The 25997-nt window shown below is 43.6% G+C and carries 22 protein-coding genes and 3 other annotated features; of the genes, 6 read left to right on the top strand and 16 right to left on the bottom strand.

What is annotated here, in order from left to right; genetic code table 11:
• Positions 1–33: 33 nt before the first annotated feature.
• The gene (locus N0M92_RS15820) at positions 34–792 is read right to left on the bottom strand and encodes an SDR family oxidoreductase (protein WP_260286649.1); all 759 of its coding nucleotides are present in this window, start codon (positions 790–792) and stop codon (positions 34–36) included.
• Positions 793–982: 190 nt separating this feature from the next.
• Between N0M92_RS15820 and N0M92_RS15815 the strand changes: the two genes are divergently transcribed.
• Positions 983–1600 carry a TetR/AcrR family transcriptional regulator gene (locus tag N0M92_RS15815; RefSeq protein WP_260286648.1) on the top strand — a complete coding sequence of 206 codons (618 nt, stop codon included), beginning with the start codon at positions 983–985 and terminating at the stop codon, positions 1598–1600.
• 29 nt (positions 1601–1629) lie between these two features.
• Here N0M92_RS15815 and N0M92_RS15810 read toward each other — a convergent pair whose 3' ends face one another.
• Both N0M92_RS15810 and N0M92_RS15805 read right to left on the bottom strand, forming a co-directional pair.
• Positions 1630–2331: an alpha/beta fold hydrolase gene (locus tag N0M92_RS15810; RefSeq protein ID WP_260286647.1), complete on the bottom strand. Its 702-nt coding sequence runs from the start codon at positions 2329–2331 to the stop codon at positions 1630–1632.
• A 131-nt stretch (positions 2332–2462) separates the two neighbouring features.
• Positions 2463–3365 carry a LysR family transcriptional regulator gene (locus tag N0M92_RS15805; RefSeq protein ID WP_260286646.1) on the bottom strand — a complete coding sequence of 301 codons (903 nt, stop codon included), beginning with the start codon at positions 3363–3365 and terminating at the stop codon, positions 2463–2465.
• Positions 3366–3486: 121 nt separating this feature from the next.
• On the opposite strand from N0M92_RS15805, the gene N0M92_RS15800 reads away from it, so the two are divergent.
• Complete coding sequence (locus N0M92_RS15800) at positions 3487–5490, top strand: YhgE/Pip domain-containing protein (RefSeq protein WP_260286645.1); 2004 nt, start codon at positions 3487–3489, stop codon at positions 5488–5490.
• A 357-nt stretch (positions 5491–5847) separates the two neighbouring features.
• On the opposite strand, the gene N0M92_RS15795 is transcribed toward N0M92_RS15800, so the two are convergent.
• Positions 5848–7353 carry a DHA2 family efflux MFS transporter permease subunit gene (locus N0M92_RS15795; protein ID WP_260286644.1) on the bottom strand — a complete coding sequence of 502 codons (1506 nt, stop codon included), beginning with the start codon at positions 7351–7353 and terminating at the stop codon, positions 5848–5850.
• Positions 7354–7550: 197 nt separating this feature from the next.
• On the opposite strand from N0M92_RS15795, the gene N0M92_RS15790 reads away from it, so the two are divergent.
• Positions 7551–8450 (top strand): TetR/AcrR family transcriptional regulator, encoded by a 900-nt coding sequence (locus N0M92_RS15790; protein WP_260286643.1) that lies wholly within the window; start codon positions 7551–7553, stop codon positions 8448–8450.
• 280 nt (positions 8451–8730) lie between these two features.
• Positions 8731–10404, top strand: a complete 1674-nt coding sequence (locus N0M92_RS15785) for a ribonuclease J (RefSeq protein WP_260286642.1) — start codon at positions 8731–8733, stop codon at positions 10402–10404.
• A gap of 48 nt (positions 10405–10452) precedes the next feature.
• Here N0M92_RS15785 and N0M92_RS15780 read toward each other — a convergent pair whose 3' ends face one another.
• A complete protein-coding gene (locus N0M92_RS15780; RefSeq protein ID WP_260286734.1) occupies positions 10453–11790 on the bottom strand; it encodes an amino acid permease in 1338 nt (445 codons plus the stop codon).
• Positions 11791–12388: 598 nt separating this feature from the next.
• A complete protein-coding gene (locus N0M92_RS15775) occupies positions 12389–13624 on the bottom strand; it encodes an MFS transporter (protein WP_260286641.1) in 1236 nt (411 codons plus the stop codon).
• A 336-nt stretch (positions 13625–13960) separates the two neighbouring features.
• On the opposite strand from N0M92_RS15775, the gene N0M92_RS15770 reads away from it, so the two are divergent.
• Entirely contained in the window at positions 13961–14587 is a 627-nt protein-coding gene (locus N0M92_RS15770; protein WP_260286640.1) for a LysE family translocator, read from the top strand.
• Positions 14588–14788: 201 nt separating this feature from the next.
• On the opposite strand, the gene thrS is transcribed toward N0M92_RS15770, so the two are convergent.
• Entirely contained in the window at positions 14789–16696 is a 1908-nt protein-coding gene (thrS, locus tag N0M92_RS15765) for a threonine--tRNA ligase (protein WP_397443867.1), read from the bottom strand.
• Between the two features lie 60 nt (positions 16697–16756).
• Positions 16757–16978 (bottom strand) — a binding site (T-box leader).
• A 30-nt stretch (positions 16979–17008) separates the two neighbouring features.
• Positions 17009–17231, bottom strand: a binding site (T-box leader).
• A 30-nt stretch (positions 17232–17261) separates the two neighbouring features.
• Positions 17262–17485: a binding site (T-box leader), on the bottom strand.
• Positions 17486–17607: 122 nt separating this feature from the next.
• Between thrS and N0M92_RS15760 the strand changes: the two genes are divergently transcribed.
• Positions 17608–17883, top strand: a complete 276-nt coding sequence (locus N0M92_RS15760; RefSeq protein ID WP_260286638.1) for a hypothetical protein — start codon at positions 17608–17610, stop codon at positions 17881–17883.
• Positions 17884–17927: 44 nt separating this feature from the next.
• On the opposite strand, the gene N0M92_RS15755 is transcribed toward N0M92_RS15760, so the two are convergent.
• From N0M92_RS15755 to N0M92_RS15715, 9 genes are all read right to left on the bottom strand, one after another.
• The gene (locus N0M92_RS15755; protein WP_260286637.1) at positions 17928–18533 is read right to left on the bottom strand and encodes a DUF7010 family protein; all 606 of its coding nucleotides are present in this window, start codon (positions 18531–18533) and stop codon (positions 17928–17930) included.
• A gap of 286 nt (positions 18534–18819) precedes the next feature.
• Positions 18820–20283, bottom strand: coding sequence for an amino acid permease (locus N0M92_RS15750; RefSeq protein WP_260286636.1), 1464 nt, complete (start codon positions 20281–20283; stop codon positions 18820–18822).
• 115 nt (positions 20284–20398) lie between these two features.
• Positions 20399–21724 (bottom strand): peptidase, encoded by a 1326-nt coding sequence (locus N0M92_RS15745; protein ID WP_260286634.1) that lies wholly within the window; start codon positions 21722–21724, stop codon positions 20399–20401.
• A 37-nt stretch (positions 21725–21761) separates the two neighbouring features.
• Entirely contained in the window at positions 21762–22424 is a 663-nt protein-coding gene (locus tag N0M92_RS15740) for a 3-oxoacid CoA-transferase subunit B (protein WP_260286633.1), read from the bottom strand.
• Positions 22409–23107 carry a CoA transferase subunit A gene (locus N0M92_RS15735; protein WP_311202566.1) on the bottom strand — a complete coding sequence of 233 codons (699 nt, stop codon included), beginning with the start codon at positions 23105–23107 and terminating at the stop codon, positions 22409–22411. The genes N0M92_RS15740 and N0M92_RS15735 overlap by 16 nt, the downstream gene beginning before the upstream one ends.
• Before the next feature lie 10 nt (positions 23108–23117).
• Positions 23118–24485: an aspartate aminotransferase family protein gene (locus tag N0M92_RS15730; protein WP_260286632.1), complete on the bottom strand. Its 1368-nt coding sequence runs from the start codon at positions 24483–24485 to the stop codon at positions 23118–23120.
• Between the two features lie 71 nt (positions 24486–24556).
• Positions 24557–24787: a ferredoxin gene (locus N0M92_RS15725; RefSeq protein ID WP_076364212.1), complete on the bottom strand. Its 231-nt coding sequence runs from the start codon at positions 24785–24787 to the stop codon at positions 24557–24559.
• Positions 24788–24800: 13 nt separating this feature from the next.
• On the bottom strand, positions 24801–25664 hold the full coding sequence (gene ablB / locus N0M92_RS15720; protein WP_260286631.1) for a putative beta-lysine N-acetyltransferase: 864 nt from the start codon (positions 25662–25664) through the stop codon (positions 24801–24803).
• A gap of 65 nt (positions 25665–25729) precedes the next feature.
• A complete protein-coding gene (locus tag N0M92_RS15715) occupies positions 25730–25996 on the bottom strand; it encodes a YokU family protein (RefSeq protein WP_260286630.1) in 267 nt (88 codons plus the stop codon).
• Between the last annotated feature and the right edge of the window lies 1 nt (position 25997).

Below are 25997 nucleotides of genomic sequence, written 5' to 3'. Positions count from 1 at the left end.
AAGTTCTTGACCATCCTCTTGTTCATTTACGGCTTAATATGCACTCCAACCAGCATCTGCCGTGATGACCGTGCCATTAACAAAACTGGAATCGTCTGAAGCAAGGAACAAAGCCACTTTAGCGATTTCCTCAGGTTTGCCATTGCGTGGATTGATGGCCATACCCAATTGTTGGCGAGAGATGCCGAACTCATTGATGCTTGTCATGCTGGAACCGATATTGGTTTCAACTCCGCCTGGTGCTATTGCATTGCAGCGAATCCCTTTATTGGCATACATGAAACCCGTGTTTTTTGTGAAACCAACCACTGCGTGCTTAGAGGCAGTGTATGCTGCGCCTGCTCGAGCACCGTGCAAGCCGCCAGCAGAAGCAATGTTGATGATGACCCCTTTTTGTTTTCCCAAAAAGATCGGCAATACTTTTCTGGTCGAACGCATGACGCTTGTCGTGTTAATGGCAAAAATCCGATCCCACCTAGAATCTTCAATGTCTCCAGCAGGTTCCATGCCATCCATGATACCCGCGTTATTCACCAAAATATCCACCGTACCATACGTACTTACCGTGGTATCGATCAAATGTTGAATATCTTCCTCCACCGCTACGTTCGTTTTAATGGCAAAGGCCATACCGCCATTCGCTTTTATTTCTTCTACCGTCTCGTTCGCGCCATCAAGATTTAAATCCGATACGACGACTTTAGCCCCTTCTCTGGCATAATCTATAGCGATCTGTTTCCCCATGCCAGATGCTGCGCCTGTCACTACTGCAACTTTGTCTTGTAATTTCATTTGAACTCCCCCATTCATTCTAGTGAAGTGATACTTATCGTACAGATGTTCATTAACTTACTTCCTTTATAGTATAATTAGTTTCAATAGGCTTATACAATCAGCAAATGATGACCTTGATGTTGAACAATGAACAGAAAGTATTCATTCTGTTCATTAAAAGCACAATAACCAACAAAGGGTGAAGAAAATGTCCAATAATAACACTGGGATTGATAGAAGGATCAGGAAATCCAAACTGGCTTTGAAAGATTCTCTCATAGCATTAATGCAACACAAAGATTTCAGGGAAATATCGATTACTGACATTGTAGAAAGCGCCGATCTTAATCGAGGTACATTTTACAAACACTATCAGTATAAAGAGGAACTGCTTGAAGAGGTCATGGAGGATGTAATTGCGGATTTGATCATATCTTACCGGGAACCTTATAAAAATGTTGAAACTTTCACCATCAATGAACTAACGGCTTCAGTGGTCAAAATATTTGAACATGTAGCTAATTATGCAAACATTTATACCCTCATCCTAAAGTCGAATGCATGGCCTACTTTACTGGAAAGGATTTGCGATGAATTAAAGAAACTCCCATTGGAAGACCTAGAAGATTACCGTCCGAATCCTAAGATCAATACAGAACTTGCCTCCAGTTACCAAGCATATGCGATATTAGGCATGATCATCGAATGGGTCAACACCGGCTTTAAATACAGCGCTGACTATATGGCTGAACAGTTACTGGAAATCATTAATAATAAATCGGTAAATGCCGTCTATAAAATAAACCATACATTTAAGCAGGAATAGGAGGGCTGCATCGGCACCCCCCTATCTCATTAATACGCCTGCCCTTTGGAAAGAAACCTTGTTACGGCAGACAAGAAAGCTGATAAATTATCTTCATGCACAAAGTGTCCTGCATCCTCTATCGTCACCAATTCGCAATTCGGAATAAGCTCGGAAACTTCCTGCAATTTATTTTGGGGTATATGGCTCGACCCTCCCCCTATAACAAGCGTCGGAATCATAATATCGGTAAGGCGTGCCCACCATTCGGGTTCGGGTTCATTAAGCTGCTGTAGAATCGAAGGCACAACCTGCCAATCAAACGGCAGAGGACCAGAAGGTTGGGAAGGAATCTCTATTGGTTCATCCGAGAAAGGCGGAGGCGTATCTTCGACAATCAACCTTTCTATCCTCGAAGGAAAAGTTTGCGAGAAAAGATAGGAAACTGTCCCTCCCATGGAATGCCCCATTAGCGAAAATCCTTCCAAATTCAGCGCATCCGCAAAATGAAGCAAATCATCGCACATCAATTCGAAAGTGTATGTATTAGTTCTCGCACTCCCACCGTGTCCCCGTTGATCTAAAGCCAATACACGAAAATTTTCTCCTAATGCGGCAGCCACTTGATCCCATGACTCTGCACTTTTACCCAGCGCATGAAGAACAACAAGCGGCGGTGCAGCAACATCCCCGCTCTCCCGGTATTGAAACGTGTGTCCATTCAATTCAATTTGATTAACCCGTATTTCCATCTCCATTCATCTCCTAGGATCGGCATTGGTCTTTTTGAACTCGATCTATTTAAGAAAACCCCTAAATACTTTGTTCACGATAATTACATTATATTCCGGCCTACATCCGATTATTTCGACCTTTCCCACATTTATTGATTCTTTGGTCTGGCGGAGTTGGCGGCAGCGAAGTAATCCATGACAAATAACCGAAATTGCTTGGCTACTGGGGTGAAGTAGCGTTTTTCTGACCAGCCGAGCCCTATCGTTCTTTGACAAGCAGGTTCGGTTATCCGGATTTTATGGGATAATGAACCCGTTTGATGAAGCCATGTCAGCTCGGATACGAAGGCGACTCCCAACCCTTTCCTGACAAGGTCCGAAATGACAGCAGGTTCATCTCCTTCAAATGCGATATGCTGGACGAATCCCGCTTCGAGGCAAAATTGGTCGGTGAGGCTGCGGAACCCGAAGCCTGTGTTCATACTGATGAATGGTTCATCTTTCACTTCTTGAAGTGTAATGCTTTCCCTGCCTGCCAGCCGGTGATCGGGAGGCACGATCAAGTATATTTCTTCGGTGATCAGCGGTTCCCACTTTAAGTCTGGGCCTTCAATCGGAACGGATGATATGCAATAATCAATTTCCCCTTCTATTAGAAGCTGCTTCATGGATGATATGGATTTTAGGAATTGTTGAAAACGGACATCCGGGTATTGAGATAAAAATGTCCCCAATAAATCAGGCAGGACCCTGGGAATGGTAACGGCCAAGGTGATGTTCTTTTGGTCTTGATCAGTTAATTCCACTATTTCGCGCCTTCCTTCATTCAGTTCCGCAAAAGCGCGTTCAACACGGTTCAAGAAAATTCGCCCGGCTGCATTAAGCTTGATTTTCCGGTGTTCCCTATCGAACAGTGCGACTCCCAAATCCTCTTCAAGCCGGGATATGGTTTTACTGAGGGATGGCTGAGCAATCTGAAGTTGTTCCGCAGCCTTCGTCATATGTTCCAGCCGTGCTACGGTTTGAAAGTACTGGAGCTGTAATATTTCCATTTTCCCACTCTTTTCACATAGATTTAAATCTATTATTACATAATCAATTATGTATTATACAGTATCTAAAAAAGCCATTATGATGAAATAATCTCTTAGTTAGAAAGGGCAGGCTCAAATAATGAAAGGTTTACAACTTGTATTTCAAGATATAAAAGCAATGTGGAAACATAAACACGGGAGAATCGCCTTGATTTTCCTTTTGGTCGTTCCATTGATTTACTCAGGTTTCTTCTTGGCAGGATATTGGAACCCTTATGGAAAGTTGGATCAGCTCCCTGTGGCAGTGGTCAATCTCGATAATGGTTCAAAAATGGACGATAAGCCAGTCGAGGCTGGAGAGGATTTCGTTGGACAATTGAAAAAGCAGAAAGAATTGGATTTTCACTTTGTCACGGCAAAGGAGGCAAAGACGGGTCTTAAGGAAGGTACCTATTATATGGTGGTCACGATTCCGGAAGATTTTTCGCAAAATGTCACGACTTTAATGGATAAAAAACCGGAAACGGCTAAACTTTTGTATACTGTCAATCCAGGTAAGAACTTCGTTGCCTCACAGATCAGCTCCACTGCTGTTGAAAAAATGACGGCAAAAATCAACGCAAGCATCACGAAAGTCTATTCTGAAGGCATCCTTTCGAAGTTCCAGGACGTTTCTAACGGCTTGGCGGAAGCCGGGGATGGAGCGGAAACACTTCATCAAGGAACGGCCGATGCGAAAAGCGGCAGTGAGAAATTGAATGATGGCATCCAGGATTTGAATGATGGCGCCCAGAAGCTGCAAACAGGAAGCAGCAAGCTCTTGGATGGACAAGAAGCCCTAACGGATGGTGCGAAAGGATTAACAACAGGTTCCCACAACTTGCATTCTGGCATGAAGCAGCTATCTGATGCACATGACTCATTGGAAAATGGGATGAATGAAGTAAGTAAGGGTGTTGCGAACTGGTCAGCCGGAAATGCAAAATTGATGCAAGGGCAAGAACAGGCTGCCGATACAGCGAATACTCTAGAAAAACAATTGGATGCCTATATGAAAAGTCATCCTGATGCAATTAAGGATCAAGACTTCAAGCAAATCATTGCCCTATCGGAAGGTTTATCCAAAACAGCCGCCACTTTACATGCCAATCAAAAGCAATTGGGCGAAGGTGCTGCCAAAGTGGCTGATGGACAAGCAACCGTTCAAACCGGGATGAATGCCTTTGGTGATAAAATGGCACAAGCTACCTCGGGTGCCGAGCAATTAAACGAGGGTTCTGAAGAATTGGCGAATGGATTATTTAAATGGAAAAATGGTTTCTCCGCTTTACATGCCGGAATCGATTCGCTAGCCGGCGGAAGCAGCCGGCTAGCCAGTGGATCGACGGAGCTTCGAGACGGACTGGCTTCACTGGAAACGGGTTCAAGCAAATTATCCACCAAGCTTAATGAAGCCGCCGATAAAACGGCCAGTCTTCAGTACGACGATTCGACAACTTCGATGTTCTCTGAGCCCGTACAATTGGTCCAATCCAATTTATCTGAAGTACCTAACTACGGAACCGGGATTGCTCCTTATTTTCTGTCATTGGCCTTTTATGTAGGCGGCATCATGGCTTCCAATATCTTGCCGCTTGGCCGCAGGCAGAATCTTAAGGTTACCGGAACCGTTCATTTCACGAATAAATTAATGCTCGTATATGTAATCGGCTTGATACAGGCACTTCTAGTGGATGCAGTCGTTCTTCTTGGATTCCATTTACACGTGGCCAGTGTCCCTGTATTCATTCTATCAAGCATCATCGTTTCATTTACCTTCATGACATTCATTCTTATGTTGGTGACCGTATTCGGAGTGGTGGGCAAATTCGCAGCCGTGACCCTTCTCGTGTTCCAATTGGCGACCTGCGGCGGAACATTCCCAGGCGAACTAGGCATGTCATTATTGACGAAAATCGGTCAATTTTTACCTATGGCCCACTCATTAAAGGAACTTCAAGAGGTCATCTCATTAGGCGGCTGGGAAAACTTGCAAACGCAGATTTGGATCTTACTTGCCTATCTCGTTTCGGCAGTGATCATTGGCTGGATGGCCAGTCATATCCAGCATGCAAAAGCAGCTTCAGAGAAAGTGACATCTTGATGTAAAAAAGCGCAGTGCAAATGGCACTGCGCCTTTTTTTATATACAAGTGTAAAACATACTGATTAAGTCGGCTGAACTTAAAAGAAGGCTGTTTTCGGATACTTTTTGCTATTTACCAAGTAAAGCGGTGTGGTTGATTTCCCCTCCAGATGCTCGCTTTCCGCGGGGCGGGCGGTGAGCCTCCTCGGCGTAAACGCCTGTGGTCCCGCTGCTCCCGCAGGAGTCTCGCACTTGCGCTACAATCAACCTTAAATCGTTTCGTTTTAAAAAACAACAACCTTTACGAAAAGAGCCTAAAAGAAAAAGCCCTATACTGCCTGAACGATTCAGGTGGCATAGGGCTTTTTTGTTTCATTTAAGCGGTTTGATCTTTTTTCACAGCTGGTTTTTCTTCAGCCGGCCAAGCACGCTTAATGAATAATGCCAGAATCAGCGCCACACCGGCAATGAAGGTGGATACAAAGAAGGAGAAGTTAATTCCCTCGAGCATTGCCTGCATCCCGATTTGGGCTTTCATTTGGCCCATCATCTCAGCGGTGGGCTGGCTTGTTAATTTGCTCATCGCTTTCGTCATTAAATCTTCAGCAGTAGAAGCTGCACGGTTAGACATGACCGTAACAAGCAATGCCGTACCGATTGCACCGGAAATTTGGTTCAGTGTGTTATTCATGGCTGTACCATGCGGGTTCATGCGGGCTGGCAGTGAGTTCAAACCATTTGTCATGATCGGCATCATGGACATTGACATCCCGAAGGAACGAACGGAAAACAGGATTACAATTTCTGTATACGTAGTTTCCATTGATAATTTACTTAGCAAATACGTAGTTACCACGGTGATAAGCAAACCGATTGAAGCAAGGATGCGGGCACCGAACTTATCGAAAAGCTTACCGGTAACCGGTGACATGAGGGCCATTAATAACGCACCTGGAAGCATCAGTAATCCAGAATCGAATGGTGAAATGCCACGTACTGTTTGTGTGTACATCGGAATTAAGATCATCCCCGAGAACATCGCCATATTCAGTACGATTGAGATCGTTGCGGATAAAGCGAACATCGGGTGCTTGAAAATCTTGAACTCAAGCATTGGTGTTTCCATTTTAAGCTGGCGTGTAATGAAAAAGATCAGGGAAATGGCACCGACAATCAATGTTCCATATACCCAAGGGCTATCCCAGCCTTTGCTGCCTGCAGAGCTGAATCCGTAAAGCAAACCGCCGAAGCCTAAGCTTGAAAGGATGACCGATATTTTATCAATTGAGATATCGACTTTTTCCTTGTGGTCTTTAAGTTTAAAGAAGCCGAAAATAAGCACTAGTAAGGCTAGCGGAGTAATGAAATGGAATAGCATTCTCCAATCATAATGTTCGATGATCCAGCCTGAAAGCGTCGGCCCGATTGCAGGGGCAAACATCATGACCAAACCGAATAGTCCCATTGCCGAGCCCCGTTTTTCAACAGGGAAAGAAGTTAAAAGTACGTTCATTAATAATGGCATCATGATTGCCGAACCGGCAGCCTGAACCATACGTGCGCTCAATAATAGCGGGAATACATGCGCTATACCTGCAACGATCGTCCCGATTGAGAACAGGAGCATGGCTGTCAGGAACAGATTGCGCACCGAATATTTTCTTATTAAGAAGGCAGTTGTCGGAATCATGATTCCGTTCACGAGCATGTAGCCCGTTGTCAGCCATTGGACTGTGGAAGTCTCGATTCCCAGGTCGATTTGGATTGATGGCAGTGCAATATTTAAAAGGGTTGAATTCAGTATCGATATAAACGCCCCGACCATCAGTATGACTAAAATGGCATACGAACCCTTTTTCTCATTTGTTTGTGCAGTACTCACTTTTTATCTATTCCTCCATTCAAACTATTGGTTCATTTTATTAGACATGTGGTATATTCCAATCTCACAAAATCAATAATATACCCCTAGTTCATTTTTTGCAATAAAAATTTACTGGTTTAAATAAGGGTTTGTGCTGTGATGAAAAATAGAGTACGATTATTTTTATACAAGCAGTATAATGAAAATTAGGTGATATGATGAATAATCGAAGGCAGAATGTCATCGATACGGCTCATAAGCTGTTTATTGACAAAGGCTACCAAGCCACGTCCATCCAGGACATTTTAGATGGCAGCGGTATATCAAAAGGTACATTCTATAATTATTTCCCTTCGAAGGGTGAATTATTTATAGCCATTTTCCGTTCCTTCTATACAAAGATTCGCCATGACAGGGAAAAACTGTTGATTGGTCAAGATTCAGCCGATATTGAAATTTTCATCCGGCAGCTTGATTTGCAGATGATGGTGAACAAGCAGAGCAAATTGCTTATCCTAATCGAAGAAGTCCGTGTTTCCAACGATGAAGAATTAAAACAATTCATCAATAATACGGTATTGTTTAACTTACGCTGGATATATAATCGTTTTATCGATATATTCGGGGAAAGCAAAAAACCCTATCTTTTAGATAGCGTCATCATCTTTCATTCGATGATGACCCACATGAATCATTTTAGCTATCGGGCCAATCCCGCCGGTACACCGGACATACAAATTATCCGCTATTGCATGAACCGCATTGTCCGCTTAGTCAATGAAGTGGCTGAAAGCGGGGAACAGATCATCGATCCGGAACTAATGGATAAGTGGTTTCCAAAGTTTACAAACAACCTTGATCCTTGCCATAATGATTTGCTTCAATCCACCACGGAATTGAAAAAAGCGATAAACAAAGCTTTGCCTTGCGATGAAGATCGAACAAGAGCCATTGAATTGATCGACTTTATCCAAGATGAGCTGATGCAGTCCGACAAGCCGCGAAAATTCTTGATAGAAAGTTTGCTGCTCACTTTGAAAACTGAGTATGCATCAAAGGTCCAAGCAAACATTGAGACTTTTGAAGAAAGCATCCATTCTTGCTTGAGCCTATGAAGATTGGAGATACACGCACCTGCCGAAAACGGCAGGTGTTTTTTTATGGCTTTTTGAATTGCCCTGTTTTTAGAAAAAGGCTGATTTCGCATATTTTGTTGCTATTTACCAAGTAAATGCTCGCTTTCCGCGGGAGTCTCGAATTTGCGCTCCAATCAACGATAAATCGTTTCGTTTTAAACAACAATCTTTACGAAAAGAGCCTAAAAAAAAGAGTTGGTTTTATAAAAGGGTCCTAAGGAAACACTATTCTTATCATCATAAAGGGAGGTCTATCTACTTGAGTGCGAAAGAGAATGCTTTGTCCATACTGGCTCTGGGCGGAGTGAATGAAATCGGTAAAAACATGTACGTGGTTCAATATGCTAACGATCTCGTCATTATTGATTGTGGGGCTAAGTTTCCTGATGAAAGTTTATTAGGAGTCGATTTGATCATTCCCGATATTTCCTTTCTTCAGGAGAATAAGGAGAAGATCCGCGCTTTAATTGTGACTCATGGGCATGAAGACCATATTGGCGGGATCCCTTATTTCCTGAAAAAATTGAATGTGCCCATTTATGCCACACGTTTAACACTTGGTTTGATTGAATTGAAATTAAAAGAACATAACCTTTTGGCTGATACGGAATTAATCCAGATCGATTCGGATTCAAGGTTGGAATTCGGGGAGATGGTTCTGGACTTTTTCAAAACGAATCATAGTATACCCGATTGCCTTGGAGTCACCATGCATACGCCAGAAGGCACGGTCGTTCATACAGGGGACTTTAAGTTTGACTTGACTCCCATGAATGATCAGTATCCCGATATCCATAAAATGGCCAAAATCGGGAGTGAAGGTGTACTGGTATTATTATCTGAAAGCACGAACGCTGAACGTCCTGGCTCAAGCCCCTCTGAGCATCTGGTTGGCAGCCATATTGAAGAAGCCTTCATGCAGGCAAAACGGAAAGTCATTCTTTCGACCTTCGCTTCAAATGTCAATCGCGTTCAACAAGTTGTGAACGCTGCACAGAAGACAAACCGGAAACTCGCCCTGATTGGACGAAGCATGGTGAATGTCGTATCCGTTGCCATCGAACGAGGCTACCTTGAGGTTCCTGATGGGATGCTTATCCAACCGCAAGAAGTGGATAAATATGCTCCTGAAAGGGTCGCGGTTTTATGTACAGGAAGTCAAGGTGAGCCATTTGCTGCACTTTCCCGGCTTTCCAGTTCGAATTATCGGGATATGAGTATATTGCCTGATGATACAGTGATTCTTGCCTCCACTCCAATACCCGGAAATGAACGGGATGTTTCACGCATTATCGACAACCTGTTTCAACTTGGCGCCAAAGTCATTTACGGTTCTGGGACAGTAACGGGCATGCATGTTTCCGGACATGCCTATCAGGAAGAATTAAAGCTCATGCTTACCCTGATGAAACCGAAGTATTTCATACCGATTCACGGTGAGTATCGGATGTTGCACCAGCATCGATTGTTAGCTGAGTCTGTCGGGGTGGAGAAGGACCATACTTTCATCATCAATAACGGCGATGTGGTGGATATTGAAAACTCCGTTGCCCGTCAAACGAGAAAAGTTGCTGCAGGCAATACCTTTGTTGATGGTGTTGGCGTTGGTGATGTTGGAGAAATCGTTCTGCGGGACCGTAAGCAGCTTTCCGAAGATGGAATGCTCGTGATCGTCATCACACTAAGCAAGACGGAAAGAAAAATAGTATCAGGACCCGATACCATTTCCCGGGGATTTGTTTATGTTCAAAATTCCGAGGACCTCCTTAGGCATGTGAACCGTCTTGTCACGAAAACGGTCAACGACTTACAAAGTGAAAAAATATACCGCTGGAACGTCATCAAGCAAACCATAAAGAAGGAACTGGGGCACTATCTCTTTACTCAAACTAAGAAAAAACCTATGATCCTTCCGATCATCATTGAGGTTTAGCGCCAAATCGAAAGCACACAAAAAGGAACTCGAATCGAGTTCCTTTTTTCAATCAAGCCCTGATTTACTCGCTTTTGCGGCCATCGCCTTGTTCTTATTCCAAACCTTGAACTTCATGAAAACGGCGGCAAGACCGATAATCACGATGAATAAAAGACTGATGAAGAACCCTGGACGTATCTCTTTTTCAAGCAGGGTGCCACTTACGGCGGCCAAAATTAAAAGAAGCCCGAAAACGGCCGTAATCTTACTCCAAATCTTATTTTCCAAGATTTTAAAAGAAGAGAGAATGATGAATGCCCAGTTATACAAAAGTAATATCCCAGCTGATGTCGTAATGTATTCATAAATCTTGCCTGGCAGGAGCAAGGCAGTGATGATTGACCCTAAAAGTCCCAAGGCTCCAAGACCGAGTGAGGGCAGTGGAAGGTCCTTGAATTTCTTGATCTTTTGCATGAATAATGCGGGTGCATTCCCATCATCGGAGAGGGTTACCAATAGATTGGTTACACCAAATAGTGAAGCGGTCATCGTCGAGAAACCGGCAATGATGATCGCACCATTAAAAACGTGCGGAAAAAATGCCAGGTGATAACTGTCCAATGCCGAAACGAATGGGCTTTCTTTTTCACTGAATGCCCCTAATGAAATCATGGTTACGGCTAACCCCAATGAAATCACATATATGATGGTAAGAACCAAGAGCATGATCGTCCCTGCCTTAGGCGCATCTTCCTTCTTTTTAAGCTGCATCGCCATCAGTCCAATGACCTCAATGCCGCCAAACGCATAAAAGGCATAGATAAGGGAGGTCCAAAACCCTTTTAGCCCTTTTGGAAATAATTCATTGAACTTATTCGGAAATGGGGGCGGTTTCCCTCCATCAAGACCAAACCAGCCGAAAACGGCACATATTGCAATAATGATAAACATGACGATCGCTGCCGTCTTAATTATCGCAAGTATGTTTTCCACTCTGTCGAACCCTTTTGTTCCCAGCAATACCACAACGATCGAAACAATGGCAAAACCGGATGCAAATAGCCACAGCGGGACCTTCGGAAACCAAAATTGTGATAATAGCGAAAGCGCAGTAAGCTGGCTTCCCATGATCAATATATTGGAGGACCAATAATTCCAGCCACAGCTAAAGCCAGCCCATCGTCCAAATGCCTTATTGGCATAATAACAAAAAGAACCCTCTTGAGGATCGGCAGCCGTCATCTTAGCTAGCAGATTATAAACGATGTAAGTACCTAGTGCAGCCAATATAAATGAAAATACAATGGACGGCCCAGTCGTTTTAATCCCTATGGCCGAACCGAGGAAATACCCTGTCCCGATCGTACAGCCAACACCGACCAATGATAACTGCCACCATTTCATATCGCCTTGTTGTTCACCAGATGCTGCGGAATTTTGAGCAGCCTTCCCTTTAGCTGAACGGCAATTGGCTTTTGTTGTCATAACATTACCCCCTTCCATCATTCATAGTGTTGATAATGCCACATTGAATTATGTAAGGAAGAAATTTACCAAATGGTAAATCAAGTATTCGAATAAGAATTGAAGTGCTGTGTAATGTGCGTAAGCACTGTGATACGACGGCAGAAATGCCTTGATAAGCGCCGATAAGGGATGATGGAAATGGCCATTAAGCTTTTTTCATTTAGGTTCTTTTCGTAAAGATTGTGGTTTTTAAAACGAAACGATTTAACGTTGGTTGGAGCGCAAGTGCGAGACTCCTGCGGGATCAGCGGGATAGATGATCTCACACCGCCCACCCCGCGGAAAGCGAGCATAGGAGGGGAAATCAACCAACCACTTTTGGTAAATAGTAACAAAGTATGCGAAAAAAACCTTCATTAAAACCTGCGAAATCCAATGCAGCTACAAAAAGACCAAGAAAAATCATCCGGCTATAAATGAAAAGTACAAAAAAAAGCCGTGGGAAAGCCCGGCTTTTTCGGGGAATTTCTATTGATTAGGAGGCAGCAGCTTCTTTTTTGTCTGAACTAATGAATTTCCAAACAATCAAGACGATTCCTATACCTATGATCCCTGTAATGATATAGCTCAAATTGAGATGATTTTTCATGACAAGGGACATGACCGGAGGGCCTGCCGCAACTCCGATGAACCTAGATGACATGTAGAAAGAGGTTATCGTCCCACGCTGTTCCTTTTTTATATTTTGAGTGATGATTGCGTCTAGTGTCGGCAATAACGCACCAATTGCTATGCCCGCCAAACTTGTTACGAGTAATAATAGGAAAACTTTATTTTTTGTAAAACCGACAAATACAAGGCTGATTGAAAGGACAATCAAACTAATCATGATGATCTTTTTCATGATTGGCAATTCGCCCTTGATTTTCTTCCCGGCAACATAAGAAGACACACAAAGGAAAAATAGCGGGATCGCTATCACTAAACCTTTTTTGATTCCATGCAAATCATGGATTTTTTCCAGATTATCAGACAAAAAGAAAAGAACACCGAATAAAACCAACATGACAAATACACCAATCAGGAAAACTGTATATAACCATTTTCCTTCCTGTTTGAATATTTTTTTCGTATCATTCCAAAATTCATTGAATTTCTTCGGTTCATCCTTTTCCTTTGGTACCTTTATAAAGAAAAAGACCAAGACAATAGATATTAAACTGAAGAATGAAATCGAGAAGAATGGTAAAAACCAGATAAATGCAGCGAACAGGGAACCCAATATTGGACTTAGCACTTTCCCAAATGTATTCGAGGTTTCTATGATACCCAGACAAGCGCTCGTTTTTTCATCATCATCCTTGTATAAATCCCCCACAAGAGGCAAAATGATGGGCGAGGCACCAGACGCCCCAATCCCCTGCAATACCCTCCCAATGATGATCCATGTATAGGGATTTTCCATTTTCCATGATGCATAACCTGCGACCAAGCCACCAATGAGAGCTAGGATCAGACTTGGCAGGATCACCATCTTCCGTCCGAATCGATCTGATAAATAACCTGCTATAGGAATTAAAAAAATGGATGCAACGGAATAGCTTGTTATCACCATGCTTGATTGAAATGAAGATATCCCCACCTTATCCTCGAAAATGGGCAAAACCGGAATAAGCATTGAATTTCCAAGCGTCATCACCAATGGAATCGATGCCATACTGATCAGACACCACACGCTTACATCTTTATTTTGCTTCTCATGACCCTTCATACTTACACTCCTCATCCATTATAAAAGCAACTAGGTAACCTTTCGTGAAATCAATATGTGTTTTGCATCATTTTTTAGATGTCTTAAATTATTATGTTATAGCTTCGAAAGATTTATTCAGTAGCGCATTAACCAAAATTACCCCTTTTTGACCTTTAAAACAAAAAAGCCTTTTGTATAACAATGGGTTTCTCTTTTTTCACAATGAGTAGGTAAGCGCAAACCGGACTATGATTCATCATGTCCACTCTAAAAGGGCTAAAAAGGTGGTACAAGTCCAATTGTTTGAATACATTCAATTAAGCGAAGATGTATTAATCGATGAGGTGATGAAAATTGGGTGCTTTTTTCAGCTATGTATTATTAGGTTTATCACTGGCGGCTCCTATCGGTCCCATAAACGCGGCTCAATTGGACAAAGGAATCAAGAAGGGTTTTTGGCATGCCTGGATTTTTGGCTGGGGTGCCATTTTAGCAGATCTTGTTTTTATAGCCCTCGTCTTTTTCGGTGTCGTCCACTTTTTGGACAACTCCTTCATGAAGACATTTTTATGGCTTTTTGGATTTTTCGTCCTGACCTATACCGGGATTGAAAGTCTGCTAAGTGCAGGCAAGATTGAAGTGAATGCACGAAAAGCGAAAGACTCCCTTTTTTCTTCATTTCTGACAGGATTCATCATGTCCCTTTCGAATCCTTTATCCATTTTGTTTTGGCTGGGGATTTATGGATCCATTCTCGCAAACTCCGCTTCAAAATATGATATGGATCATTTACTTTTTTACAGTTCAGGGATCCTTGCCGGCCTCTTGATCTGGGATTTCGCGATGGCCATCATCGCCAGCACTTTCAAACGCTTTTTATCCAAACCCATTCTAATAGGCATCTCGATCATTTCGGGTATATCCCTAATAGGGATTGGCATTTACTTTGCCATCCAAGCAGCCAAGGTTTTATTTACATAAGCATTTACTGGGTGAGTTCGTATAGAAAAGACAGCCGATTTATTCGGCTGTCTTTTTTTATCCAAACCTATCCAAGGGACATATACTCGTGAGTTTTGTGCATTTACTCGTGAGTTTCACGCATTTACTCGTGAGTTTCGCGCATTTACTCGTGAATTTCGCGCATTTACTCGTGAGTTCCGGATTAAGCTGCTTTTTTTGTTAGATGCGGCGTTCTTTTATTTGCTGGGCCATTTTCTTGATGAACGTTTCTATTGCGACATTTTCAACCTCTTGTTCCCCGTATTTCCGGACGTTCACTTCATTTTCTTTCTCTTCTTTATCTCCGAGAACCAGCATATATGGGATTTTCCCCATCTGTGCTTCCCTGACTTTATACCCGAGCTTTTCATTCCGATCATCAATTTTCACTCTTATGCCTTGATTCTTCAGTTCTTTTTGAACCTTTAAACAATAATTCAAATGAACTTGTGAGACAGGGATGATCTGTACTTGCACCGGGGCGAGCCATACTGGAAAAGCACCGGCAAAGTGTTCTATCAGGATTCCGAAAAAGCGATCGATCGATCCAAAAATGGCACGATGAATGACGACCGGACGAACTTTTTCATTATTTTCATCGATGTAAGTCAGATCAAATTTGTCGGGCATTTGAAAATCAAGTTGGATTGTTGCACATTGATGGCTTCGTTTTAAAGCATCTTTAATATGAAAATCAATTTTCGGACCATAAAATGCCCCGTCCCCTTCATTTACTTGATAATGTATCCCGATGCTTTCCAGAACATTTTTCAAGGCTGTTTCAGAAGCTTCCCAAAGGGAATCATCACCCATTGAATCCTCTGGACGCGTCGAAAGCTCCACGGAATACTCGAATCCAAAAGTGCGGTACACCTTATCGATCAGATGAAACACTTGTTTAATTTCACTTTCGATTTGATCCTGCCGAACATAGATGTGGGCATCATCCTGACAAAATGTACGGACACGCAGCATCCCGTTCAATGCCCCGCTATATTCATGACGGTGGACTTGACCGAATTCAGCCATCCGAATGGGTAAATCCCTGTAAGAATAAAGACTGTTTTTAAAAATGAGCATATGACCCGGACAGTTCATGGGCTTCATCGCGAATTTTGTTTGATCCACCTCAGTGAAGTACATATTCTCATGGTAATGGTCCCAGTGACCCGATTGTTCCCATAACCGCTGGTTCATCATGAAAGGAGTCCGAACTTCGTCGTAATCAGCCTCAGTCTGAAGCTCCCGCGAGAATTTCTCCAATTCATTTCTAACGATTTGCCCTTTCGGTAAATAAAACGGCATTCCAGGGGCTTCCTCCGAAAACATGAATAGCTCCAACTGCTTTCCTAATTTACGGTGATCGCGTTTGGCCGCTTCTTCCAGGAATTCAAAGTGTTCCTGTAGATCCTTTTTCTTTCGGAATGCCACGCCATACACCCTTTGAAGAACTTCATTTTGATTGTCTCCCCGCCAATAGGCACCAGATACACGAGTCAATTTGAACGATTTTACAAATGATGTGGATGGAAGGTGCGGCCCTCTGCAAAGATCGACGAATTCCCCCTGTTGATAGATCGTTAATTTTTCACCATTAGGGATGCTCTTTGCAATATCCAACTTGAATGACTCCCCTCTGCCCTCGAATAACTTCACAGCTTCTTCATAAGTCACTTCGATTCTTTTTATTTCCAGGTTTTCACTTATGATATGTTCCATCTCTTTTTCAATGGCTTGTAGATCTTCTGGGCTCAAAGGATGGTCTAACTTAAAATCATAGTAAAAACCATCTTCCACGACTGGCCCCATTCCTAATTCCACATTTCGGTACAATCTTTTCACTGCCTGTGCCAAAACATGCGCCGCTGTATGTCGTAATACTTGTAATCCTTCATCCGAATCCAGAGTCAAGATCGACAATACGGCATCCTCATTCAGCTTGTGACTTAGATCAACCAGTTGCTTATCCAGTTTGCCTGCCACTGCCTTTTTTCTTAAACTTGAGCTGATGGACCCTGCCACACTTTCCACTGTCATCCCTTGCGGATATTCCTTTTGCTGCCCATCCGGGAATTGAACTTTAATCATTTTTTCACCCATCACATAAACACCCCTTTTTTAGTAATAAAAAAACGCACCCATCCCTATATAAGGGACGAGTGCGTTTACCCGTGGTTCCACCCAATTTCCCATAAGCAAGTAACACTCATGGCTCTGGAGCTTGTAACGCAGCTTAGACGATATCAGATACTCTTGTTCACCGATATAGCTCAAAGGCGGTAAATCAATTTCCTAAGCCAGGAAGTTCGCAGCTGCCCTTCCCTCTCTGTAGACCGTAAAAATGATTCATGTCCTTATCATGGCACTAATTATAATAATAAAAAACGCACCCATCCCTAAGTAAGGGACGAGTGCGTTTACCCGTGGTTCCACCCAATTTCCCATAAGCAAAAAACACTCATGGCTCTGGAGCTTGTAACGCAGCTTAGACGATATCAGTTACTCTTGTTCACCGATATAGCTCAAAGGCGGTAAATCAGTTTCCTAAGCCAGGAAGTTCGCAGCTAACCCTTCCCTCTCTGTAGACCGTAAAAATGATTCATGTCCTTATCATGGCACTAATTATAATAATAAAAAACGCACCCATCCCTAAGTAAGGGACGAGTGCGTTTATACCCGTGATTCCACCCAATTTCCCATAAGCAAGTAACACTCATGGCTCTGGAGCTTGTAACGCAGCTTAGACGATATCAGTTACTCTTGTTCACCGATATAGCTCAAAGGCGGTAAATCAATTTCCTAAGCCAGGAAGTTCGCAGCTGCCCTTCCCTCTCTGTAGACCGTAAAAATGATTCATGTCCTTATCAATGCTTCTAAAATGTAAATGGATTTTTATATTGTTATATATATTACAATATATTCCCATAAGTGACAACCTCAATTTTTTTAATTTCATTATAAACGCTAAATTGGTATAATTAGTAAAAAAAGGAGTCTCCATGAAAAGTTTAAGCAATTGGTCTATCGTATTTGCCGTGATTGGCACATTATCTCTTTGCTGTTCCCTTGCTTTACCAACAGCCTCCGAGATGCTTATGATTTCAGGATTCGGTTCGTTACTTATTGGTATGTTATGCAGTTTCGGGGCCATATATAAAAATGAAAAAGGAAAGTTGAAATTCTTGGCTGTTGCTGCATTCTTTCTTTTAAGTTTCATTCTCGTTTGGAATGAACCATTTCAAATTCTCAAGCTCTTGACCTGGATGAAAAATTAATCAAAATGAAAAACCCGTTCGCCATGACGGGTTATTTGATTGATTCAATCTTCATCGGCTATCGTTAGACTTGAGTTCTTTATTCTAAGCCATAGCGTAAGTCCAGTGATCCAGAGAATTAGCGCGCATCCAAAGCCGAGCAAAGATAACGGTGCAAGGATTTGATGCTCCCCAAACTTGACAGTGTCTGGCACAATAAGCAATGTGATAAGCGCCAATAAACAGAGAAGCACTCCTGTTGCATAGTAAACCTTGATTTGGAAAAGTGACGCCAAAGGTAAAAAATGAATCCCTACAATAATGGCGATGACCCCCGGTATAAGCTCGGTCTGATTGATCAAGTTACAGATGACAATGGCAATCCCAATCAGCAAACCTTCGGCAATGAAGACCATATTAAACAAAAATCCGATACGCTTCAGACGCATAGCCCCATCTCCTGAAACTTGATTGGACATTTTTTGTGATGCATGAATTAATGAAATGCCGCCGATAACCATTATGATTCCCACGAAGATGGCTGCGAGTTCCACGTAGGGAAACCCCCACCCCTGCAATCCCATTACACCGGTACCTGCCCACAGTGTACCGAAGACCGCCATGAAAATGACTCCAATTCCAGAACCGCGATACGCCTCTTTCATCCTCATTTTCCTTTCATCCACAGTAATAAAAGTACATAGAATAATAGTATTGCTTACCCTCCCCAATTATTCAGCTATAAAAACTGATTTATTGCAAAAATTACCATGTTGCGAATTTTAATGGATAATTGCCGCTTTCGTCGATATATTTCTATTTTCGTCGATATAATCTTGTTTTCGGAGATATATCTATTTTTTCAGAGATATATTTCTATTTCCGTCCGATATCGTCTAATTAGTGTTCATAAAAAAACCTGAGTCCCAAAGGGATTTCAGGTTTTTTCTATTCATATCAAGCCACATCTGATTTATCAAATTGGCAATCTTTTAATGATATTAATTTGGTCTTGTGATAAATCTTGTATCCTAACCAGATCGCCAGGAATATCGGTAATCCGATATAGGAGACAGCAACGCCATACCAGTCGATGCTGCCGCTTAGGAATGCTTGATAATTCTGCCCGGCAATGACTCCCATGCAAAGGATGAATGATAGGATCGGACCGAGTGGAAACCATTTTGCTTTATATTTCAATTCGTTCAGGTCACCACCCTGTGCAACATAGGCAAGTCTAAAGCGATAATGGCTGATGGCGATTCCAATCCAGGCGATGAAGCCGGTTAGCCCGGATGCATTCAATAGCCATGTAAATACATGGTCCCCAAAAATGGAGGTCAAGAAGGCGAGCCCGCCAATTAATGTCGTTAGAATCAAAGCATTCATCGGGATTCCCCTGCGATTGACTTTAGCGAGGAATTGGGGAGCTTGTTTATCTTTCGCCATCGACCATAACATCCGCGTTGATGCATATAGTCCCGAGTTCCCTGCGGATAGTAAGGAAGTCAACACGACTGCATTCATGACGGATGCCGCGAATGCAAGTCCTGCCCGTTCAAAGACAAGTGTGAAAGGGCTTACAGAAATGTTTTCGACGTCCCCGTTCAGCAAACTTGGACTTGTATACGGAATCAAGAGGCCGAGTATCAGGATGGCTCCGATGTAAAATAATAGGATTCGCCAAAATACTTGGCGGATCGCATTCGGAACATTTTTTTCGGGATTCTCACTTTCCCCGGCAGCAATCCCAACCAGCTCCGTGCCTTGAAAAGAAAATCCCGCGATAAGAAAGATTGAGATGATCGATAAAAATCCTCCCTTGAATGGTGCCTCGTCCATGGTGAAGTTTTCAAATCCGATCACCTTTCCGCCAAAAACCCCAAATATGGTCAATAAACCAATAATGATGAAGCAAATGATGGCAATGACTTTTATTAAGGCAAACCAATATTCAGATTCACCATAGCTTTTAATGGATAGGGCGTTGAGGGTGAAGACGATTCCAAGAAATAATCCACTCCATATAAGGCTGGGTACATCAGGGAGCCAGAATTTCATGATGATGGCTGCAGCAGCTATTTCCACGGCAAGGGTGACAGCCCAGTTAAACCAATAATTCCAGCCAAGTGCAAAGCCGAATGCGGGATCAACAAAGCGTGTGGCATAGGTGGAAAATGATCCCGACACAGGCATATATGTCGCCATTTCCCCTAAGCTCGTCATAAGGAAATAAACCATGATACCAATGCAGGCATAGGCAACAAGGGCACCGCCGGGCCCTGCGCTCTGGATGGTTGCCCCGCTTGCCAGGAATAATCCGGTTCCTATTGAACCTCCAATGGCAATCATGGTCATATGCCTTGCTTTCAGTTTCCTTTTAACTGTCGGTTCTTGATTATCAATGAGATTCATGTCCATATGGTTCCTACCTCATTTTCTTTTAAAGTTAAAAGTTCAAGAAATATAAGAGTTTTTAACAACCGCTTTGTGAAAGTCTTAATAGTTCGCTTCACTTGCTGGGATCCTATTCAGTTTAATGGCCATTGCCTGGTATCGTCTCCCTATTCCCGGCCTGGGTGACCCCATCCTGCTCAGGCTCCATTCCACACCATTGAATTAATGTAAGGGCAATGATTTCGGCCGTGGAGAATACGTTGTCAAGCAGGATGTATTCATTTGGATAGTGTGCAACCTCGGTTACTCCTGGTCCGAAAACGATTGCAGGCGTTTCACCGACATGTGTCAGCAATCCCCCATCCGTTCCCCAAGGGGAGGCCTCAATGACAGGGTCCTGTCCGGCCACTTGCCGATATTGATGAACAAGCGTATTCATCAGTTCATGCTCTACATCAATTGCTCCTGGAACCCAGCGTGCCCCGAACCACTCCAATACGGGCGGGTTTTCCTTGAACCATTGGTCCACTTCCACCAGCTGCAATAACCAGGACGCCATTTCATCCTTCGCCTGCTCCATCGTTTCCTCCGGCGCAACGCCCATCCTTCCTTCGATTTTCACAAGGTCAGGGACGGATGACGGCCAATTGCCGCCTTCAATGACACCTAGATTGATAGGTATCGGAATAGGCGTGTTCTGATAAAGCGGATCATTGACACGTGCATTTCGCTTTTCTTCCAAGGCACGAATATGATTGATGACGGTCATGCTCTTTTCAATCGCACTAACGCCTTCATATCTTGTTCCGCCATGGGCTGACCGTCCTTTGACATGGATTCGGAACCACATCGAACCCTGCTGTTTCGGGAAGATCCTCATATTCGTCGGTTCAGGGATCAGGGCGGCATCTGCTTTATATCCCCTCAGGACGGCCGCCAGTGTTCCGGCCCCGCCGCTTTCTTCTTCAATCACACTTTGAAAAATGACATCTCCTTTTAATTGGATGCCACTTTCCTTCAATGCCTGCATCGCAAGGATCAGCGATACATTTCCACCCTTCATATCGGTTACACCCCGACCAAACATTCTTCCATTTTTAATCGCTCCACTATATGGATCGTCGTGCCACTGATCCCGGTCACCATCCGGAACCACATCGATGTGTCCGTTCAAAATGATGGAGCGTCCGCCGCCAGTCCCTTTCATGATACCTACCACATTGGGGCTGTTCGAAAATTCACTGCGCGGAGAATAGAAATAAGAATGCTTTTTCAGCTCGCTGCCGTCCGGTTCCCAACTATCGATTTGCAAACCCATTTCCTGCAGTTTTTGGGCGACGATGGCCTGTGCCCCTGCTTCATTTCCTTGCGTACTTGGGGCTTGTACCATTTTTTGCAGTAGGTTTGTTCCTTCTTCCCGATGATCCTTGATCCATTGGTTTATCCGTTTTTTAATATCCGGCACATTTATCCCTCCTTAATCTTGAATGCATATTTTCGACTTATTCAATCGTGTTAACGGCAGCATGGATTTTCAATGTCGCCTCTGTATTCCTTATCACATCATCGACGGTATATGGCGCCATGACTTCCTTCAGCACCAATCCCTCTTCTGTAACTTCCATGACAGCCATATCCGTAATGATTAAATCCACACTCTGCCTCGCCGTCAATGGGAGCGTACATGCCTTCAATATCTTCGATTCACCCTGCTTATTCACGTGATTCATCAGGACGATCACCTTTTTCGCTTTCTGGGCAAGCTCCATTGCCCCGCCCATACCCGGCACCCGCTTTCCTGGGACGATCCAATTCGCCAAATCCCCTTTTTCACTGACCTCCAGGGCTCCAAGGATGGTGATGTCGATGTATCCTTTCCTGATCATTCCAAATGCTGTCGCACTGTCAAAATAGGAAGCTCCTATTACAGTGGTGATCGGGAACCCTCCTGCATTACAGAGGGCAGGATCTTCTTGCCCGGGATCAGGACTTGGCCCTGTACCGAGAACTCCGTTTTCCGCATGGAACAGCACATGAATATCTTGAGGTATATGGTCGGCCACCAAGGTAGGGATGCCGATGCCTAAATTGACGATCAATCCGTCATGGATTTCCTCGGCGGCGCGTTTCGCGATGCGATTTCGTACATCTACTGCCATGCCCATTTCCAATTCACCCCTTTTGTCGGAATCACCATATCTACATAAATGCCTGGTGTAGCAATACATTCCGGATGCAATTCGCCTACAGGAACGATTTCCTCCACTTCCGCAATCGTGAAGGTTCCAGCCATCGCTACCAAAGGATTGAAGTTACATGCAGTCTTGTCGTACACTAAATTCCCCAGCGAATCTGCCTTTTTAGCATGGACGATGCTGACTTCAGCCGTCAAAGCGGTTTCCACCAAGTATTCTTTTCCTTCTATCACCATCTTGTCCTTGCCTTCTTCGGCTATCGTACCAATCCCGACATCGACAAAAATCCCGCCTAAGCCTACACCTCCAGCACGAATCCGTTCGGCTAATGTCCCTTGCGGTGAAAATTCCACCTGCAGCTTTCCTTCAGTCATGAGCCTGCCGGCATTAGGGTTGGAACCGATATGCGAGGCGATCACTTTCTTTGCCCTTTCAGCAGTCACAAGCCGGCCAATGCCGATGTCAGGGAATCCAGTATCATTGCCAATCAAGGTCAATTCCTTAACGCCCTTGTCAAGAATACCCTGTACGAGCGTCGGAGGAGTCCCCACTCCGCCAAACCCGCCATACATGAGTGTGCATCCATCGGAAATATGCTCCAATGCTTCTTCCATGGTCACAATTTTGTTTTTCTTCGTAATGACCTGCTTCATAACGTTCCTCCTAAATAGCCTGCATGTCCTCCATCAAACCTTCCGTGTGCAATTCTTGCTGCAACTCTTCAAGGGAAGCTTCCAGTATCCTGACGAGGGTATCGATTTCTTCATTAGTAATGATTAATGGCGGAGATATGATTACCGCATCTCCAGCGATTCCTTCAATCGCACCTGCAGCAGGATAGATCAACAGCCCCTTATCAAAAGCCTTATTGACAAGCCTTGTAGTCAGGCCGATTTGCAAGTCGAATGGAGTTTTTGAAATCCGATTGGAGACAAACTCAAGCCCAAGGAGCAGCCCTTTCCCTCTTACATCACCAATGATGTCGAATTTTTCAGCCAATCCTTCCAGCCTCTTAAACAGATACTGACCTTTCTCTTCCGCTGCCTGAACCAGGCCATTTCTCTCGATGTAGGAAAGCACTTCCAATGAAACGGCTGCAGATAGAGGGTTTGCACTATATGTGTGTCCAGCCATGATTGATTTCGAACCTTTTAAAATGGGCTCCATGACACGGTCAGTAATCATCGTGGCTGCCATTGGTGTATAGCCGGCACTCATTCCTTTACCCAATGCGAATATATCCGGGGTGACTCCCCAGTGTTCCATTGCGAACATTTTTCCTGTTCGTCCGATTCCCGTCATTACCTCATCGGCGATAAAGAGAATGTCATAGGTTTCGCAGATCTCCTTAATCCTTTGATAGTAGCCATCCGGCGGTGTTACAGCACCAGCCGATGCCCCGATTATCGGTTCTGCGATGAAGGCTGCGATATTCTCGGAGCCGACCCTTTGAATAGCTGTTTCCAGTTCATCTGCACACTTAAGCTTGCATCCGGAAGTTTCATTATTATGAGGACAGCGATAGCAGTAGGGAGCAGATATGCTAGGGAAATCCTCCAATAGCGGCACAAAACGTTTTCTTCTTGGTACATGGCCAGACATCGATAAAGCGCCCATCGTGATCCCGTGATAACTCGTCCACCTGGATATGATGCGATTTTTTCGCTCGAACCCTTTTTCTTGCCAATGTTGTATCGCGATCTTCATTGCCGTTTCGGTCGCTTCTGAGCCACTATTCACAAAAAATGACCAATTCAAATCCCCTGGAGCCAACTCACTCAGCTTTTTTGCCAATGCCTCTGCGGCTCCACTCGTAAAATGGGACCTATATGCAAAAGAAACCTTGCGGGCCTGCTCCGTCATTGCCTCGACAACGTCCAATACACCATGGCCTATACTTGCTGTGACCGCTCCTGATGAGCCGTCTATATACTGTTTTCCATCTATATCATAAAGGTAAATTCCATTCCCATGAGAGATAGTGGGATAATGTTGATCCAAAGTAGGCTTAATCAAATGATTCCGTTCCATTTCATCTCTCCTTTTTCACGTTCGTACACACTGCTCATTATCTATCAATCAATTAAGTTCTTAAAACCGATCTACCAACTAAAAGGTTCATCCTGAATCAGGATGGATTCGGTAGGGCAGCCTTCCATAGCATCTTGCATGTCATCATGCAGGATCTCAGGAACTTCGGCAATCCCCTGATTATCGTCCAAGATGACGAAAGCGATTCCTTGATCATCATAGTCATAAATCTCGGGTCCTGTTGCACCGCATGCCCCGCATGCAATACAGGTTTCTTTATCAACCCATGTGTATTTAGCCATAGAAACAATCCTCCTACTTGACGGATAAATCTTTACCCCAAATATTCATGTCCTCACACTTATCCCAAATATTGCAATTCTTCGTTAATCTGCCTCCATATTCATATCCCAGCTGATGAAAGACTGCGTTCATGCCCATTGACAATGATCGCGCCAATGAATAAGAGCAATAAATGTTTTTCCTGAACAATTCTTGTTCCAACGCGGAGATGAGCACCTTCATGAAGCCATGCTTTCGATGTTCGGGAATCGTTGCACAGTCCGTCAATTCAGCATTGTGATACATCTCATTCACTTCAGCGGATGCAGCACTCACGATGGTTCCTTCATATTCGATTACACTAAAGATCGTGCCTTCCTCCATCACTTTCTTGATATATCGCTCATCATTCATCGGTGTAGGATAGGTTTCAAAAATGGCACCGTATAACTCCGCCAGCTCTTTTGCATCTTCAACCGCAGCAAACCGGAGGATATAACCCTTAGGAATTTGCTGAGATTCCATTACCCTTGGAACCTTGCTTATCTCTTGGATGACTTTATCTTCCTTGACCCAAAAGTCGCTCGTTCGCCTTTCATCCGTTAAATAGAAGGCCATGCAATAGGCATCATTCCCTTTGAAATACTTGCTCAATATGCCTTCCAGCATGAATCCTTGACCCAATGCCGCTGATAAATCTTCATTTCTGGCCTTAAGTATCACTTTAGTGAAGCCCTGCTCCTTTGCGATGACAAGGGCCCGATCGATCGCTTTTTTGACATTTCCCCGATAATCATCCATGCGTAAGCGCTGATTGGCATGATCATGATAGAGTTCCATCGTATAACAATCCCCAGTCTCCACTTGGGTGAAAAAAGACAGCTTTTGAACAGGCATTACGTAACCTCCTTATTTAAAGAATTCGGGAGAAGAGATGCATATCATCCGCTTCTCCCGGCATTCTATTTCCAATTGAATAATTTTTTGACAGGTGCCTGAAGAAGCAGATCATACGTGAACTCATCAGGATATCCACTCACATCATATATAGACAAGGCTTCATCCACCTTTTGATTCATCGAATCGGACACATAGATTCCACACTCAGGACAGTTCACGGCTGGAACTTGAAGGACTTTTATCGAGCGTTTCCCGTCAGGCATGATCCAGTAACAATCCTTCTTTTCACTTTCTTCCACGTTCGGGGCGTTGCACCATAAGCAATCCATC

The organism is Peribacillus aracenensis (assembly GCF_025175645.1).
Classification (GTDB): domain Bacteria; phylum Bacillota; class Bacilli; order Bacillales; family DSM-1321; genus Peribacillus; species Peribacillus aracenensis.
The sequence above is the reverse complement of the archived record's forward strand: the minus strand, read 5'-3'. Positions and strand labels throughout refer to the sequence as shown.

Bases quoted from the DNA above. Each gene is read 5' to 3' on its own strand.
- N0M92_RS15810 (WP_260286647.1), bottom strand. From the start codon at position 2,331: ATGGAAATACGGGTTAATCAAATTGAATTGAATGGACACACGTTTCAA.
- N0M92_RS15805 (WP_260286646.1), bottom strand. From the start codon at position 3,365: ATGGAAATATTACAGCTCCAGTACTTTCAAACCGTAGCACGGCTGGAA.
- N0M92_RS15800 (WP_260286645.1), top strand. From the start codon at position 3,487: ATGAAAGGTTTACAACTTGTATTTCAAGATATAAAAGCAATGTGGAAA.
- N0M92_RS15740 (WP_260286633.1), bottom strand. From the start codon at position 22,424: ATGGGCATGGCAGTAGATGTACGAAATCGCATCGCGAAACGCGCCGCC.
- N0M92_RS15715 (WP_260286630.1), bottom strand. From the start codon at position 25,996: ATGGATTGCTTATGGTGCAACGCCCCGAACGTGGAAGAAAGTGAAAAG.
- N0M92_RS15755 (WP_260286637.1), bottom strand. From the start codon at position 18,533: ATGAGGATGAAAGAGGCGTATCGCGGTTCTGGAATTGGAGTCATTTTC.
- N0M92_RS15815 (WP_260286648.1), top strand. From the start codon at position 983: ATGTCCAATAATAACACTGGGATTGATAGAAGGATCAGGAAATCCAAA.
- N0M92_RS15725 (WP_076364212.1), bottom strand. From the start codon at position 24,787: ATGGCTAAATACACATGGGTTGATAAAGAAACCTGTATTGCATGCGGG.
- N0M92_RS15730 (WP_260286632.1), bottom strand. From the start codon at position 24,485: ATGGAACGGAATCATTTGATTAAGCCTACTTTGGATCAACATTATCCC.
- N0M92_RS15775 (WP_260286641.1), bottom strand. From the start codon at position 13,624: ATGAAGGGTCATGAGAAGCAAAATAAAGATGTAAGCGTGTGGTGTCTG.
- N0M92_RS15735 (WP_311202566.1), bottom strand. From the start codon at position 23,107: ATGAAGCAGGTCATTACGAAGAAAAACAAAATTGTGACCATGGAAGAA.
- N0M92_RS15760 (WP_260286638.1), top strand. From the start codon at position 17,608: ATGAAAAGTTTAAGCAATTGGTCTATCGTATTTGCCGTGATTGGCACA.
- N0M92_RS15790 (WP_260286643.1), top strand. From the start codon at position 7,551: ATGATGAATAATCGAAGGCAGAATGTCATCGATACGGCTCATAAGCTG.
- ablB (WP_260286631.1), bottom strand. From the start codon at position 25,664: ATGCCTGTTCAAAAGCTGTCTTTTTTCACCCAAGTGGAGACTGGGGAT.
- N0M92_RS15750 (WP_260286636.1), bottom strand. From the start codon at position 20,283: ATGGACATGAATCTCATTGATAATCAAGAACCGACAGTTAAAAGGAAA.
- thrS (WP_397443867.1), bottom strand. From the start codon at position 16,696: ATGATTAAAGTTCAATTCCCGGATGGGCAGCAAAAGGAATATCCGCAA.
- N0M92_RS15780 (WP_260286734.1), bottom strand. From the start codon at position 11,790: ATGAAATGGTGGCAGTTATCATTGGTCGGTGTTGGCTGTACGATCGGG.
- N0M92_RS15820 (WP_260286649.1), bottom strand. From the start codon at position 792: ATGAAATTACAAGACAAAGTTGCAGTAGTGACAGGCGCAGCATCTGGC.